Annotated in this window: 14 protein-coding genes; 6 read left to right on the forward strand and 8 right to left on the reverse strand. The window is 60.1% G+C overall.

The annotated features are described in order from the left end of the window. Positions 1–55: 55 nt before the first annotated feature. From ACFWW2_RS03230 to ACFWW2_RS03255, 6 genes are all read left to right on the forward strand, one after another. Entirely contained in the window at positions 56–1,825 is a 1,770-nt protein-coding gene (locus tag ACFWW2_RS03230; RefSeq protein ID WP_393926109.1) for an ATP-binding protein, read from the forward strand. Next, a complete protein-coding gene (locus ACFWW2_RS03235; RefSeq protein ID WP_393926111.1) occupies positions 1,822–3,051 on the forward strand; it encodes a sigma-54-dependent transcriptional regulator in 1,230 nt (409 codons plus the stop codon). The genes ACFWW2_RS03230 and ACFWW2_RS03235 overlap by 4 nt, the downstream gene beginning before the upstream one ends. A gap of 278 nt (positions 3,052–3,329) precedes the next feature. Continuing rightward, positions 3,330–4,013, forward strand: a complete 684-nt coding sequence (locus ACFWW2_RS03240) for a B12-binding domain-containing protein (protein WP_393926113.1) — start codon at positions 3,330–3,332, stop codon at positions 4,011–4,013. 219 nt (positions 4,014–4,232) lie between these two features. After that, positions 4,233–5,249: a DctP family TRAP transporter solute-binding subunit gene (locus ACFWW2_RS03245; RefSeq protein ID WP_393926115.1), complete on the forward strand. Its 1,017-nt coding sequence runs from the start codon at positions 4,233–4,235 to the stop codon at positions 5,247–5,249. Positions 5,250–5,312: 63 nt separating this feature from the next. Continuing rightward, entirely contained in the window at positions 5,313–5,999 is a 687-nt protein-coding gene (locus ACFWW2_RS03250; protein ID WP_393926117.1) for a TRAP transporter small permease, read from the forward strand. Positions 6,000–6,003: 4 nt separating this feature from the next. Then, a complete protein-coding gene (locus ACFWW2_RS03255) occupies positions 6,004–7,482 on the forward strand; it encodes a TRAP transporter large permease (RefSeq protein WP_393926119.1) in 1,479 nt (492 codons plus the stop codon). A gap of 83 nt (positions 7,483–7,565) precedes the next feature. Here ACFWW2_RS03255 and tpiA read toward each other — a convergent pair whose 3' ends face one another. The 8 genes from tpiA to ACFWW2_RS03295 form a co-directional block, all read right to left on the reverse strand. Continuing rightward, positions 7,566–8,297 (reverse strand): triose-phosphate isomerase, encoded by a 732-nt coding sequence (gene tpiA, locus ACFWW2_RS03260; RefSeq protein ID WP_393926121.1) that lies wholly within the window; start codon positions 8,295–8,297, stop codon positions 7,566–7,568. Positions 8,298–8,308: 11 nt separating this feature from the next. Continuing rightward, positions 8,309–8,605 carry a TfoX/Sxy family protein gene (locus ACFWW2_RS03265; protein ID WP_393926123.1) on the reverse strand — a complete coding sequence of 99 codons (297 nt, stop codon included), beginning with the start codon at positions 8,603–8,605 and terminating at the stop codon, positions 8,309–8,311. Beyond that, entirely contained in the window at positions 8,605–8,967 is a 363-nt protein-coding gene (locus ACFWW2_RS03270; RefSeq protein WP_393926125.1) for a HesB/IscA family protein, read from the reverse strand. The genes ACFWW2_RS03265 and ACFWW2_RS03270 overlap by 1 nt, the downstream gene beginning before the upstream one ends. 45 nt (positions 8,968–9,012) lie before the next feature. After that, the gene (locus ACFWW2_RS03275) at positions 9,013–9,714 is read right to left on the reverse strand and encodes a DUF3307 domain-containing protein (protein WP_393926127.1); all 702 of its coding nucleotides are present in this window, start codon (positions 9,712–9,714) and stop codon (positions 9,013–9,015) included. Between the two features lie 52 nt (positions 9,715–9,766). Further along, positions 9,767–10,423, reverse strand: a complete 657-nt coding sequence (locus tag ACFWW2_RS03280) for a hypothetical protein (protein WP_393926128.1) — start codon at positions 10,421–10,423, stop codon at positions 9,767–9,769. Positions 10,424–10,551: 128 nt separating this feature from the next. After that, positions 10,552–11,754 (reverse strand): glycerophosphodiester phosphodiesterase family protein, encoded by a 1,203-nt coding sequence (locus tag ACFWW2_RS03285; protein ID WP_393926130.1) that lies wholly within the window; start codon positions 11,752–11,754, stop codon positions 10,552–10,554. Positions 11,755–11,852: 98 nt separating this feature from the next. After that, complete coding sequence (locus tag ACFWW2_RS03290; protein WP_393926182.1) at positions 11,853–12,380, reverse strand: sugar O-acetyltransferase; 528 nt, start codon at positions 12,378–12,380, stop codon at positions 11,853–11,855. A 33-nt stretch (positions 12,381–12,413) separates the two neighbouring features. Beyond that, positions 12,414–12,776 carry an SUF system Fe-S cluster assembly protein gene (locus tag ACFWW2_RS03295; protein WP_393926131.1) on the reverse strand — a complete coding sequence of 121 codons (363 nt, stop codon included), beginning with the start codon at positions 12,774–12,776 and terminating at the stop codon, positions 12,414–12,416. Positions 12,777–12,784: the final 8 nt, after the last annotated feature.

Here is a 12,784-nt window from a genome sequence, read left to right on the forward strand (position 1 = left end):
CAGGTTTGGCGCAGCCATCTGGCCAATGCAAGAGAGGCTGGGTAAGTTGAGGGTCATGCGCGTTCTGCTTCGTCCCCGCCTGTTGGTTATTGTTGCGTTTCTGGCGGCTGTTACAGCCTTTGCCGGTGGGGTTTGGTGGTATGGCTATGTAGCGGCCCTCGCGCAGCTGGATCAGCGGGCCCGGACTGACCTTGCCCTTGCGTCTGACAGTTTGACGAGCGAATTGCGCCGCTATCGCGAATTGGCTGTGCTGACGGCGGATCATCCGCATCTGCGCCCGTTGATGGCGGGCGAGACGACGCCGGAAACGGTCCGCCCGGTCTTGCAGGAGATTGCCGACAAGACCGGTGCGCTGGATATCATGCTGGTTGATCCGGGTGGCGCGGTGATTGTCGCGACGGTTGATGCGCCCAATGTCGATCATCAGGGGCGCGCCTATTTTGAGCGGGCGATGGATGGCGCCCTTGGGTTTTCGCATCTTTACAGCGAGGCTTACGGGCGCCGTGCGTTTGTCTTTGCTGCGCCTGTATTTTCCGAGGCTGGCCCTGTGACTGGTGCCTTGGTCGTCTATGCCGATGTGGAGCAGGTCGAGGCGGCGTGGCGGGGTGCCCGCCCGGCGGTCTATTTTGCGGACCGCAGCGGCGTGATCTTTTTATCGAACCGGTCGGAGCTGGTGTTTCGGTCCCGGTTGGGTGATCCGCTGCCGCAGGCGGAGTATCCGGCTGACCGGGTGGCCCCGTTTGTTCGCTATACCGAAGGGCTGGTCAGTGGGTACGAGGTTTGGGATGTCGATGGGGGCCGGTATCTGCCGGAACGCGCCTTGCATCTGGCGCTGGATTTGCCGGTGATCGGGATGACGGGTGAGGTTTTGGTGGATGTGGCACCGGCGCGCCAGTTGGCGGCGTTGCAGGCCGCTGTGGTGGCGGCGGTTTGTCTGGTGTTCGGTATGCTTTTGTTTGTTGCGACCCAGCGCCGCCGCACGCTGGCTGCGTTGAATGCAAGGCTGGAACGCCGGGTGCGCGACCGCACTGCGGAATTGTCGGCGTTGAACCAGGATCTGCGCCGCGAGGTGGCTGAACGGACCGCCGCCGAGGCGCGATTGCAAAAGGCGCAGGATGATTTGGTGCAGGCGGGCAAGCTGTCGGCCCTGGGTCAGATGTCGGCGGGGATCAGCCACGAATTGAACCAGCCGCTGACCGCGATCCGGTCTTTTGCGGAGAATGCGCAAGGGTTTCTTGACCGGGGCAAGCCCGAGATTGCGGCGCAGAATCTGGGCCGTATATCCGAGATGGCCCGCCGGATGGGCCGGATCATCCGCAATCTGCGCGCCTTTGCCCGGCAGGAGGATGAGCCGCCCAAGAATGTCGATCTGATTGCGGTGATTGATGCCGTGCTGGAGATTGTCGCGCCGCGCGCCGCCCGGGACGGAATCGCGCTGGAATGGGACGCACCGGCGACGCCCGTGATCGTGCGCGGAGGCGAGGTGCGTTTGCAGCAGGTGATCCTGAATCTGGTGTCGAATGGCATGGACGCGATGGAAGAGAGTGATCCGAAGGTCGTGACGATTGCGGTGGGCCATGCCGGCAGTCGCACCACGGTATCTGTCCGTGATACAGGGCCGGGCATTGCGGAGCCTGAAAAGATATTCGATCCGTTCTATTCCACCAAGGCGGTCGGCGCGGCGGAAGGCATGGGGCTGGGCCTGTCGATTTCCTATGGGTTGGTGCAAAGCTTTGGCGGGGCGATCCGGGGGCGCAACCATCCGGATGGCGGGGCGGTGTTTACCGTTGAGTTGGACGCCGTCGCGCGGGAGGTTGCCGCATGACGACCCGCGTGCTGCTGGTGGATGATGACCGCGATATCCGCGAGGCGCTGGGCCAGACGCTGGAACTGGCGGATCTGGCGCCGACAGTGGCAGGATCGTTTGTGGAGGCGAAGGATCATCTCACCCCTGCCTTTGACGGCGTTGTGGTGTCCGATATCCGGATGCCGGGTCGTGATGGGTTCTATCTGCTTGATTTTGTGCGGGAAACTGACCCGGAACTGCCTGTGATCCTGCTGACCGGTGAGGCGGATATCCCGATGGCTGTGCGGGCCATGTCCGCGGGCGCTTATGATTTTCTGGAAAAGCCATGCGCGCCGCAGGCTTTTGTCGCGGTGATTGAACGGGCGCTGAAGGCGCGGGCGCTGGTGCTGGAAAACCGCCGCTTGAAATCAGAGCTGGAAGCGGGTGATGCCGCATCGCGGATGCTGTTTGGTCAATCGCGGCTGGCCGAGGATTTGCGTCAGCAGGCCCGTGCTGTGGCGCGGGCGGGCACCGAGGCCCTGATTGTGGGTGAGCCGGGGTCCGGTACATCGAAGGTGGCCGAGGTGATCCATCTGGTGTCGACGGCCGCATCCCGACCCTTTGTCAAATGCGCGGCGTCTTCGCTGGACGCGGCCGGGCTTGACGCGGCTCTGGCAGAGGCGCTGGACGGGACAGTGTATCTGGATGAGGTGGCTGGCCTTGGCCCTGCTGCACAGTTGCATCTGCTGGACCGGTTGGAGGCGGGCGGTGTGGCCCGCGTGCTGGCCGGATCGACCCGTGATCTGAAAGAGGCGATGAGCGCCGGGGATTTGAGTGCGGAGCTGTTTTACCGGCTTGACCTAATGCGGGTGCGAATCCCGACGCTGCGCGAACGCCCCGAGGATATTCCGGTGTTGTTTCAGCACTATGTTGCGCAAGCTTGCGAACAGGCGAACCTGCCGATGCCGATCATCACGGCGGATCACACGGCCCGTCTGATGGCGCAGGACTGGCCCGGCAATGCACGCGCGCTGATGAATGTGGCCATGCGGTTTGCCATGGGGCTGGACGAGCGGGATGTGAGCGCAGGGCTGGGTCTGTCAGCCCAGATGGCGCAGGTTGAGCGGTCATTGCTGGTCGCGGCCTTGCAGCGTCACAATGGCCGGGCGACCGAAGTGGCCCGTGATCTGCAACTGCCGCGCAAGACGTTCTACGACAAGTTGAACAAGCATGGGTTGCGTGCCGAGGATTTCCGCAATCAATAGCTGCTACCGCGACGTTCTGCCGCGCCCGAGTCAATACGCCCCTATGCTAATCTGCATGCGATTGGACACCAAAAACCTGACCACGCAAGCGTTGGGATGGCGTCTGATATGCCAGCAAGGGAGGGACGTTCATGGCCCGCGCGCCAATGGACGCTGGAGCATTCGACCGCTCCGAATATGACAGAGCTGATCAGCAATTCCGATTGGCGGAGCAAAAGTTACCCGCAACGGCCGTAGAGGCCATTGCGCAAGAAGTCGTGAGACGATTGGCCTTTCGAATGCCGCGCACTGTCAGAAAAGAAGATCTGCCCACACCGTCAGAGATTGATTTGCTTTGTGCGGCACTGTTGTCTTCGGATGAACAGGCCGCAGACAAGATCATTCTGTCGGCTCGCCGCGACGGTGTGACCATTGATACGATCTATCTGGGTTACGTCGCTGGTGCCGCGCGCCAACTGGGTGAGATGTGGGAAGACGACCGTGTGTCGTTTGTCGAGGTGACCCTGGCCTCGGGCCGGTTGTACCGCGTTATTCGCGGATTGCGCCATGTGGTGGCCCGTACCCTTGGCGAGGACCGGCAGCAATATCCGGCCCTGTTTGCGCTGGTACCGGGCGAGACCCATACGCTGAGTATCGAGATGGCGACCGATCTGTTCCGTCGCGAAGGCTGGGAGGTCGATCTGGCTGTCGGCCAGAGCCATGATGAGATCGTGCAACGCAGTGAAACCCATCAGTATCAGGCGATTGTGCTGGTCGCCCATTCCGACCGGATGATTGAGCCGCTTGCCCGCATGATCCTGGCCTTGCGGATCAGTCAGCCACTGGCGCATGTTCTGGTGGCCGGGAACATCTTGACGCATTTCCCCGATATCAAGGATCTGGTTGGTGCCGATGCCGTGGTCAAGGATATCGAAACGGCCACCGAAACCGTCCGTACCGTTCTGGAAAGCGATGCATCCTGATATGTGCGGATTTTCGCACTGTTAGCGCTGCAGACTGTGTGGTTTTCCGCCCGGTTGCGATTTCACGAAAATTGGGTTTTCCTTTGAACCTTTTATTTTCAGTGGTTTGTGGGTCGATCTTTATAGGTCGTCATGGTGCTTGCGCCAATCCCCGCCGCTGCATTTGATCTGGGTGTGCGCCTGAAAACAGGCGGCAAGATTCTCGAGGGAGGAAAAATTATGACCTTTTTGAAAGCGGCAGCCGCAATGGCTGCAATCTCTGTCATGGCGACATCGGCGCTGGCTGATGCGCATGGCGCTGGCTGCGATGATGGTGAAATCGTCGTCAAGTTCAGCCACGTCACCAATACCGACCGTCACCCCAAGGGGATTGCGGCGAGCCTTCTGGCTGAGCGTGTGAATGCAGAGATGAACGGCACCATGTGCATGGAAGTGTTCCCCAACTCGACCCTTTACACCGACGAGCAGGTGATCGAGGCGATGTTGCGCGGTGACGTGCAACTGGCCGCGCCGTCACTGTCGTTGTTTGAGTCGATCACCAAAGCCTATCGTCTGTTCGATCTGCCGTTCATGTTTGAAAACATCGAAGCTGTGGATGCGTTCCAGGCCTCTGATGCCGGTCAGGCGATGAAGGATGCGATGCAGCGTCGTGGTTTGCAGGGCCTGCAGTTCTGGCACAATGGCATGAAGCAAATCAGCGCCAATGTACCGCTGGAAGCGCCAACCGATGCCAATGGCCTGAAGTTCCGGGTCCAGCCGTCCGACGTGCTGGTGGCCCAGATGGAAGCGCTGGGCGCCTCCCCGCAGCCGATGTCGTTCTCGGAAGTTTATGGCGCGCTGCAGACAGGCGTTGTGGATGGCCAAGAGAACACATGGTCGAACATCTATGGTCAGAAGTTCTTTGAGGTGCAGGACGGTATTACCGAGACCAACCACGGTATCATCGACTATCTGGTTGTTGCATCTGTGGACTGGCTGGACAGCCTTGAGCCAGAAGTGCGCGACCAGTTCCTGACGATCCTTGATGAGGTCACGCAGACCCGGAATGGTGAGTCCGCCCGCGTGAATGCCGAAGCCAAGCAGGCGATCATCGATGCCGGTGGTGAAGTACGTCAGCTGACACCAGAGCAGCGCACCGCATGGGTTGAAGCGATGAAACCTGTCTGGGCGCAGTTTGCTGACGAAGTAGGTCAGGAAAACATCGACGCCGCACAGGCGATCAACGACTCGATGTAAGTCACACGATCTGGGCGGTCCGGGGATCCGGGCCGCCTTTCTGCCATCCCGGGGGAGGGGACAATGAGCAGCAAATACACGCCCAAGGGGCCGGTGGGCCGTGCCGTTCACGGGTTCGAGGAAAATGTTATCGCTGTGTTGCTGGGTCTGATGACCATGCTGACATTCGCCAATGTGGTGTTGCGATACGGGTTCAACAGTTCGATCATCTGGAGCCTTGAGGTCGTGCTGGTCCTGTTTGCATGGCTGGTCCTGTTTGGTGTGGCTTATGGGTTCAAGGTCACCGCCCATCTGGGTGTCGATGCGATTACCAACCTGCTGCCGCCCCGTCCGCGCAAGGTGATTGCTTTGATTGCCGGGGCGGTCACGATTTTCTATGGCGTGATGCTGTTGAAAGGCGCCTGGGACCAATGGGCGCCTTTTGCCGATTTGCCCCCCACCACCGGTAAGTGGTTTCCGACCGGATTTGATTTTGACGCGCGCGGGCGCAGTTTTTTCGAAACCGACCAGATCCCCATGCCTGAATGGCTGCGGTTTCTGGAGGACTGGATCAATTACGGTGACCGCTATTCCAAGATGCCCCGGATGATCCCCTATACCATCCTGCCGATTGCCGCTGTGCTGATCCTGTTTCGCATCTGTCAGGCGGTCTGGCGTGTCTGGACCGATGAGGCCGAGAGCCTGATCGTGAGCCATGAAGCCGAAGAAGCGGTCGAAGAAGCCGCCAGCAAGCTGAAGAAGGAGGCTTGAGGCCATGGAAGTTGCATTTCTGTTCCTGATGATCATCGGCCTTTTGTTGCTGGGCGTGCCGATTGCCGTCGCACTGGGTGTCAGTTCGGTCGTGTTCCAGTTGGCGTTTTCCGACACGTCGCTGGCCGCAGTGGCCCAGTCGCTTTATCTGGCGATGGCGGGGCATTACACGCTGCTGGCCATTCCATTCTTTGTGCTGGCGTCGTCCTTCATGTCCACCGGTGGTGTGGCCAAGCGGATCATCCGCTTTGCCATTGCCTGTGTCGGCCATTTGCAGGGCGGGCTGGCGATTGCGGGTGTGTTTGCCTGCATGATGTTTGCGGCCCTGTCGGGGTCGTCGCCAGCCACCGTGGTTGCCATCGGGACCATTGTGATCGCGGCAATGACGCAGGTGGGCTATACCAAGGAATTTGCCGCTGGCGTGATCTGTAATGCGGGCACGCTGGGTATCCTGATCCCGCCATCCATCGTGATGGTGGTCTATGCATCGGCCACGGATGTATCTGTGGGCCGGATGTTTCTGGCGGGTGTCATTCCGGGGATCATGGCCGGGGTGATGCTGATGATCACGATCTACATCATTGCCCGGATCAAGAATATGCCGAAAGGCGAGTGGCGCGGCTGGGGCGAGATTTTCGACAGTTTCCGCGATGCGCTTTGGGGTTTGCTGCTGATCCTGATCATCATGGGCGGTATCTATGGCCACCCATGGATCCGGTTCGAGGAAGGGCTGAGCCTGATCTATTGGAAAGGGGGCGCCTTTACTCCGACCGAGGCTGCGGCGGTTGCGGCTGTCTATGCCTTCATCGTGGCGACCTTTATCTATCGCGATATGGGTCCGTTGGCTGCCCGCGACAGCGAAGGCAACCTGTTTCAGGGTCAGGCCGTCAGCCTGTCGGCTGCCGTGGTGCCGCAGAAGTTCAGCCTGTTGCAGAAACCATGGGCGCTGGTCACGGCGTTTTTCCATAAGGATACCCGCCACACGCTGTTTGAAGGCGGCAAGCTGACCATCACGCTGATGTTCATTATTGCCAATGCGCTGTTGCTGAAACATGTGCTGACCGATGAGCAGATCCCCCAGCATATTGCCGGGGCGATGCTGGATGCAGGGTTGGGCCCAGTGACATTCCTGATCATGGTCAATGTGATCCTGCTGATCGGCGGTCAGTTTATGGAGCCGTCCGGCCTGATCGTGATCGTGGCTCCTCTGGTGTTTCCGATTGCGATTGAATTGGGCATCGACCCTATTCATCTGGGCATTATCATGGTGGTGAATATGGAGATCGGGATGATCACGCCGCCGGTGGGTCTGAACCTGTTTGTCACGTCCGGGGTTGCCGGTATGCCGATGATGGCTGTTGTGCGCGCCGCCCTGCCATTCCTGGGCGTGCTGTTCATCTTCCTGATTATGGTGACTTACATTCCGGCCATATCCACATTCCTGCCGACCTACTTTATGGGGCCGGAGATTGTGGTGAAATGACGGTACGCGCGGCGGCAGACTTTTCGTGACGAAAAGTCTGCGGGCTGGCAAAGTCTTCGTGACGAAGACTTTGCGCTGAGGGTCTAGCTGTTTTCCAGCGCGGTGATGATGGGGGAGAAATCATCTGCCTTCAGGCTGGCCCCGCCGACGAGCGCGCCGTCGACATGGGCGACGCTGAAAATCTCGGCCGCATTGCTGCCTTTGACGGAGCCGCCGTAGAGGATGCGCATTTCCGACCCGTCGCTGAAGCGATTGGTCAGTCGGTCGCGGATATGGGCATGCACCTCACCGATTTGTTCCAGCGTCGGGACCTTGCCCGTGCCGATGGCCCAGACCGGTTCATAGGCGATGACGGTGTTTTCGGCATTGGCCGCCTCGGGAATCGATCCGTTGAGCTGGGTGTCGATGACGGTGAGTGTCGTGCCTCCCTCGCGTTCTGCCAGTGTTTCACCGATGCAGATGACCGCAATCAGCCCCGCATCATAGGCGGCCTGCGTCTTGGTAGCGACCATGGCGTCGGTTTCGCCGTGATCGGCGCGCCGTTCGGAATGGCCGGTGAGCACGTAGCTGGCACCGGCATCGGCCAGCATTTCGGCGCTGATATCGCCGGTATGGGCGCCGGATTCGCTCACATGGCAATCCTGTCCGCCGATATCAAAGGGTGTGTCCTCGCAGGCGCTGATCAGGGTGGCCGGTGGGCAGATCAGGATATCGACGCCCGCATCCCCGTGCCGTGCTTCCAGCGTCTCCAACTCTGCCAGATTGGCACGCAGCCCGTTCATCTTCCAGTTGCCGGCGGCGAGTTTACGGGGCATGGCGGATCCTTTTACAACATGGCGAGGGTACGTCGTGCCAATGTGCAGGCCTCGTCAGCGTCGTCAAGGGCCTGTTCGGGGACCGACCAGTAGGGCATGTTGTGAAACTGGGCGCTGCCGCTATCGGCCAGTTCGCGGGCCAGATCGCCCTTGGCCTTGAGGTAAAGCCGCCCTTCGCTGCTGAGAAGCGCAAAGACGATCCCCTGATGGTAAAGGCACATGCCCCCGAACATCTTGCGGGTGGTCAATTGCCCAAGGTCAGAGAAGAGGTCGGTGGCGAAGGCGATATCGGCGTTGCCGACCGCCATCACTTGGCCGCGATGCTGTCGTCGAACTTGATCGACTCGCCACATCCGCAGGCATCAACCACGTTCGGGTTGCGGAACTTGAAGCCGGATTCGAGAAGCGAGGTTTCATAGTCGATCTCGGTTCCGAACAGGAACATCTGCGCCATGGGGGCGATCATGACCCGCGCGCCGCCCAGTTCGACGACCTCGTCATGGGGGTCGACCTCGGTCACGTAGTCCATGGTGTATTCCATCCCCGCGCAGCCGCCTTTCTTGACGCCGATGCGCAGCCCCTGATGCCCGTCTTTGGTCATCAGCTTGGCGATTTGTGCGGCCGCCTTGTCAGTGATTGTGACCGCCTGTTTGCCTGGAATACCGAACATGAATTGCTCCTTTGATTACACATGTAGGGCAGATGTGTCGGGCGCTCAAGATGGGGTGGGGTCGATGCCGGTGATTGTGATGAGTGACAATGTCGCATAGCTGACCAGAAGCGCCCAGCCGAACGAGGCCAGCGTGCCGATGATCACGTATTCGCTCGCGCGCTGGTCCTTTGACACGGTGTCGAAGCGCAGGATGGATTTGGCCGCAATCAGGAACCCGATGCCTGCGGGTTGGCCTGCCAGTACCATCAGATAGATCAGGGCCCGTTCCAGCAGCCCGATCATCCGGCCCGCGGCGGGCAGGCCCACATGCTGAATTTCCTCAAAATCGGACATCAGCAGGCCAACGGCCGGGCCGCCCGCCTGCACGCAGAGGATCAGGCCCGCGCTGACAGCGAGCAGGTATTGCGCCCAAGGCGTTGCCTCTGGCCAGAGCAGGGCGAGGTCAGGCCAGAACCACAGAACCCCGGCAATGGTGGCAAAATGGGCGAGTTGATCGGACATATAAGCCCAGAGCCGTTCCGGGGCGAGATGGGTTTTGATCAGGTCGATGGCCAGATGGATGACGGTGATCGTCAGCGCCGGGGCGATTTCGCCGCGCAGGGCGAGCAGCGTCAGCAGGAAAACCACGCCGATATGGGCTGCCATCGCCTCTGGCTTTTTCTTGTTGGCGACGATCCAGCGGTTCTGGAACGGGTAGTCGGCCAGCAGATGGGCCAGAACAAGGGCGAGGGCCGTGGTCAGCATGGGTTACCGTCTGTCTGCCGTTCAGCGATGGTGTTGACTGAGATTATTTCCATCATGGCGGGCCTTGAACCGGTAGCGAGAAATCGTGGTTGCGCATAGCGTAAAGCGCGGTGTCGAAATAGGGTAGCCCCGCCCCGGACAACCGGCTTTGTATGGCCTGCCGGGTGACGCCGAGCTTTGCTGCGATATCTTCGTGTCGTGGTACGTCCCCTTCGAGATGCAGGGCGACCGCTTCGGCTTGCGTTGCGGTCCAGCCGGTGGCGATGCATTCTGCGAGGTCGATGATTGCGACCTGTGCGGCACCGATCCCGGTTCCGGAGAGGGTGATCATGCGATTGCGCCCCATATGCCCAAGGTGATCGCCGGAGATGAAAAAGGCTGGCCCTGTGGCATCGGCAAGGTCGTGAGAGCCAAGGCTTTCAATCGGGCCGACGCCGATAGATATGCGTGTGGCGATACCTGTCTGGCCCGCCCGCAGGCGCGCAATGAAATAAAGTGCCGCATCCAGCAACAGCCCGGGATTGGAGAGCACGACCTGCCAGCCGTCGCCACGGAAGCGCGTGAAACGCAGGTCCAGCCCCCAGACGGTGCCGAAGGTCGCCGCCGCATCGCCCAGCGCTTTCAGCGTCGCATCGACGGCAGCCGTGCTGGCCTGCCGTGATTTGATCAGGTCCCCGGTGAGAACGGCATGGAGGTGTGGGTTGTGCATAAGCAAGTGTTAAAGCTTGCTTTAGTTAAAAGCAATGATATTTATTTGCTTATGTCAAAGACGGCGTATTGTCTTGCTTTATTCAATAAAACCCGAGGCGGCTGTTTTGCCGCCTCGGGTGTGCAGGGTCACAGCCCCATGCAGTTTGCATAATAGGTGGTGGTGGCTGGCCAGTCGGAAAAGACACCCACCACGCCGACATCCTGGGCCAGAACGTGCAGCACCTCGAAATAATCGCCATCGTTATCAATGGCTTCGGTCACGGTCTGGTAGTACCAGCCGCCACCGCCCGCCAGAGGGCCAGACCGTTCAAGCGTCCAGGTGATGATGTTGAGATCCGCCGCTTTCGCGGCAACGGCCAGGGCCGATGGCACCATTTCGCCATTTTCCAGCGTGATCAGCATCCAAAGCGGCGGGGCGACATAGTTGATGCCCATCGCCTTGAGTTCGTCCATCGTGTTGGGCCATGTGGCGGGGTCTTGCGGTGAATAGCCGTCGATATCGTATTCATCCATCAGATAGACCGCCTGCGCGCCAAATTCCGGCTCATTTTCAATCCAGTACAGCACATCGTCGAGGTTGAAGGATTGCAACCAGACATCGGATGCCGGCACATCTGCGGCCTTGTATTCATCCACCAGTTTCTGGGCATAATCCGCCTGACTGAACCCGTCATGGGGCATCTCGACCGACGGGGCTTTGAGTTCCGGTGTGAATTTCGCACCCAGATCGCGGAAGAGGGTGATCGACTCCACGTGCGTCATCAGCGTGGTGTTGTCGACATAGAGGTCAGTGCGCCAATTGGCGGTGCCGCCGAGATATTCCTCGGGCGTTGTCGCGCCGGTGTCGGCGGCATCCATTTTGGGTTCAAGTGTCATGAATTCCGTCAGGGTGAGATCGCTTGTGCGGCATTCCGCGCTGGCGGGTGTGTCGCCTGAGGCGGGCGAAAACGGTGTTGTACATTTGTTTGCCAGATCACTGACGACGATGTTGGTCGTCGTGTGCAGATCGTTCTGGGCGTGTCGGCAGACCAGTTCATGATCCGCGGTGAAGGTCACGTCGCATTCAAGGATACCGGCGCCCATCTGGGCCGCCGCCACATTGGATTCGACCGTGTGTTCGGGAAACATCAGCGGCGCGCCCCGGTGTCCGATGGAGAAATCGGAGCGGGCCGGGGCTTGGCCCAGACAGGACTGCAGCCGGTCTTTCAGGGGGCTGTCATCCATCTGGCCGATCAGGAAAGCCGGTCGTGGGCCGTAGGTCAGGTGCCCATCTGCAAAGGCCGGGCTGGTTGCGAGGATGGTTGCGAGGGTCAGGGAAAGCCGTGTCATGGGTGCTCCATCATATGATTATGAGGCGGAGATGCGCGGTATTTGTAACGACAGGCTAACAGATTGGTGACGAAGACACGACATGGCGCAGAAAGTGGTCAGCGTCCAACAGGCCGCGCCGGATTGCCGACGACGGTGCTGCCAGCCGCCACGTCGCGAGTCACGACCGCCCCGGCACCGATCACCGCATCATCACCGACGGAAACGCCCGGTAGCAAGAGCGCGCCGCCCCCGATCCAGACATTGGCCCCGATGGTGATGGGCCGCCCCATCTCCAGCCCTTGGGGGCGGACCGCCGGGTCGCGCGGGTGATCGGCTGTCAGGATCTGGGTGCCCGGTCCGATCTGGGTATCGGCACCGATGCGGATCGGACAGACATCCAGTAGCACGCAGCCGTAGTTGAGGAAAACGCCCTTGGCGAGGTGGATGTTGCTGCCGTAATCCACATAGAAGGGCGGTCTGATTACCGCGCCGCCGTCATTGCCCAGAAGATCGGCGAGGATGCGATGCCGTTCTTCATCCTGACCATAAACGGTTGCGTTATAGTCCCGCATCAGCCGCTGCGCCTGCTTGCGGTCGGCCACCAGTTCGGGATCGCCCGCGTCGTAAAGATCGCCTGCGATCATGCGTTGTTTTTGGGTGGCGGGCGCCACGGAGGGCTACATAAAGCCCAGTTCGAGCCGCGCTTCGTCCGACATCATGTCCATGCCCCATTGCGGTTCGAACGTCATTTCCACGTCGACCTGTTTGACGCCGGGCAAGGGTTCGATGGCGTCAGCCACCCAGCCGGGCATTTCGCCTGCCACGGGGCAGCCGGGCGCGGTCAGTGTCATGATCACGTTCACGGCGTTATCGTCTTTGATATCAATGGTGTAGATCAGGCCGAGATCGTAGATATTGACCGGAATTTCGGGATCATAGACGGATTGACAGGCCTTCACGACATCTTCGTAAAGCGGATGATCTGTGGTCGATGGCGCAATCATCGGCGCGCCTTCAAGCTGGGCATTCGTATTGGTCATGGCATCCG

Origin of the sequence: Yoonia sp. R2-816 (assembly GCF_046762905.1) — a bacterium.
In the GTDB taxonomy this organism is placed as follows: Bacteria; Pseudomonadota; Alphaproteobacteria; order Rhodobacterales; family Rhodobacteraceae; genus Yoonia.

Bases quoted from the DNA above. Each gene is read 5' to 3' on its own strand.
- ACFWW2_RS03250 (WP_393926117.1), top strand. From the start codon at position 5,313: ATGAGCAGCAAATACACGCCCAAGGGGCCGGTGGGCCGTGCCGTTCAC.
- ACFWW2_RS03270 (WP_393926125.1), bottom strand. From the start codon at position 8,967: ATGTTCGGTATTCCAGGCAAACAGGCGGTCACAATCACTGACAAGGCG.
- ACFWW2_RS03275 (WP_393926127.1), bottom strand. From the start codon at position 9,714: ATGCTGACCACGGCCCTCGCCCTTGTTCTGGCCCATCTGCTGGCCGAC.
- tpiA (WP_393926121.1), bottom strand. From the start codon at position 8,297: ATGCCCCGTAAACTCGCCGCCGGCAACTGGAAGATGAACGGGCTGCGT.
- ACFWW2_RS03290 (WP_393926182.1), bottom strand. From the start codon at position 12,380: ATGATCGCAGGCGATCTTTACGACGCGGGCGATCCCGAACTGGTGGCC.
- ACFWW2_RS03295 (WP_393926131.1), bottom strand. From the start codon at position 12,776: ATGACCAATACGAATGCCCAGCTTGAAGGCGCGCCGATGATTGCGCCA.
- ACFWW2_RS03235 (WP_393926111.1), top strand. From the start codon at position 1,822: ATGACGACCCGCGTGCTGCTGGTGGATGATGACCGCGATATCCGCGAG.
- ACFWW2_RS03280 (WP_393926128.1), bottom strand. From the start codon at position 10,423: ATGCACAACCCACACCTCCATGCCGTTCTCACCGGGGACCTGATCAAA.
- ACFWW2_RS03285 (WP_393926130.1), bottom strand. From the start codon at position 11,754: ATGACACGGCTTTCCCTGACCCTCGCAACCATCCTCGCAACCAGCCCG.
- ACFWW2_RS03245 (WP_393926115.1), top strand. From the start codon at position 4,233: ATGACCTTTTTGAAAGCGGCAGCCGCAATGGCTGCAATCTCTGTCATG.
- ACFWW2_RS03265 (WP_393926123.1), bottom strand. From the start codon at position 8,605: ATGGCGGTCGGCAACGCCGATATCGCCTTCGCCACCGACCTCTTCTCT.
- ACFWW2_RS03255 (WP_393926119.1), top strand. From the start codon at position 6,004: ATGGAAGTTGCATTTCTGTTCCTGATGATCATCGGCCTTTTGTTGCTG.
- ACFWW2_RS03240 (WP_393926113.1), top strand. From the start codon at position 3,330: ATGCCGCGCACTGTCAGAAAAGAAGATCTGCCCACACCGTCAGAGATT.
- ACFWW2_RS03230 (WP_393926109.1), top strand. From the start codon at position 56: ATGCGCGTTCTGCTTCGTCCCCGCCTGTTGGTTATTGTTGCGTTTCTG.